Annotated in this window: 1 protein-coding gene and 1 pseudogene; one reads left to right on the top strand and one right to left on the bottom strand. The window is 62.4% G+C overall.

All coding sequences use genetic code 11. The features are described from left to right. Positions 1–345 (bottom strand): annotated as a pseudogene (locus EN935_RS37405) (phosphopentomutase); the annotation flags it as partial. A 223-nt stretch (positions 346–568) separates the two neighbouring features. Here EN935_RS37405 and EN935_RS37400 point away from each other — a divergent pair. After that, positions 569–1071, top strand: a 503-nt coding sequence (locus EN935_RS37400; protein ID WP_164771769.1) for a PhnD/SsuA/transferrin family substrate-binding protein, incomplete at its 3' end; no start/stop codon positions are given.

Genomic DNA, 1071 nt, shown 5'->3' with positions numbered 1-1071 from the left:
GTCGAAGCGCACCGGCAGGCCGGCGATTTCCCAATGGCCCGATGGGGTGTCCTTGCCGCTTGAAACCTCCTGCGCGGCGCCGTGGAAGGCAGCCGCGAGCAGATCCGTCCCACTGCTGGAAAAGCCCAGTCCCGTCGCGGTTTCGGCAGCCTTGCCAAGCCCGAGCGAGGCCATGTGGGGGACAAACAGCGGTCCACTGCGAAGCCCTTCGCGATCCGAGCGTCCTTCGGCACAAGCTTCTGCTATGTGCGCGAATGTGTTGGCGCCGTCGTCACCGTAGCGGTCGGCGTCGGCCGCGCCGCCGATGCCGAAGGAGTCCAGAACGAAGAGGAAAGCGCGCGCCATCGAGTTGTTGCCAGTTTGAACGACCAGACATAGGGTTCCGCGACTTCATTGGCAATTCGGAAACCAAACGGCAACGGCTTGGCGCGATAGTCCAGTGATGTCGCCCAAGGTGCACGGCGGTTTTGGGCAACGACATGCACAAACAACGACATGCACAAACAAGGAATGCATGTCGCAACGATGCGACAGGCATGGGTCTAGGAAAACAGACGGCGGTTTTGTCATGAGCATTGCGCTGAAGGCGTCTGCTGCCCTCATGTTGATGCAGGGTGCGCTCTGGTCCGGTCCGGCACATGCCGATTGGCGCGATGATATCGGCACGTTTCGCATCGGCATCGTTGCAGAGCCAGGCGCCGGCAACACCGTTCCGGGGCTGGCTGTGTTGACCGACGCCTATACAAAGGCCTTGGGCATGAAGGTCGAGTTTGTCGTTGCCCGTGATTATGCCGCGCTGATCGAGGCGCAGGCCAATGCCCGCATCGAATACGCGATCTATTCGGCAACCGCCTATGCGACGGCCTCGCAGCGCTGCTTATGTATCGAGCCGCTTGTGGCTCCGGTCGATTCCGACGGCGCGATCGGCATCCGCTCTGTTCTGCTGACGCGGGACGGCAAGCTGCCCGATCTGGCGGCGATGCAGAGCCATCGCATCGCCATGGCGCCTTCGGGCAGCGTTGGCGGTTCTCTCTTGCCATTGGCGGCGTTGGCGGCGGAAGGCCGCAAGGT

The sequence above is a fragment of the Mesorhizobium sp. M7D.F.Ca.US.004.03.1.1 genome (genome assembly GCF_003998635.1).
In the GTDB taxonomy this organism is placed as follows: domain Bacteria; phylum Pseudomonadota; class Alphaproteobacteria; order Rhizobiales; family Rhizobiaceae; genus Mesorhizobium; species Mesorhizobium loti.
Note: the sequence above shows the minus strand (reverse complement) of the source record. Positions and strands in the feature narration are given on the sequence as shown.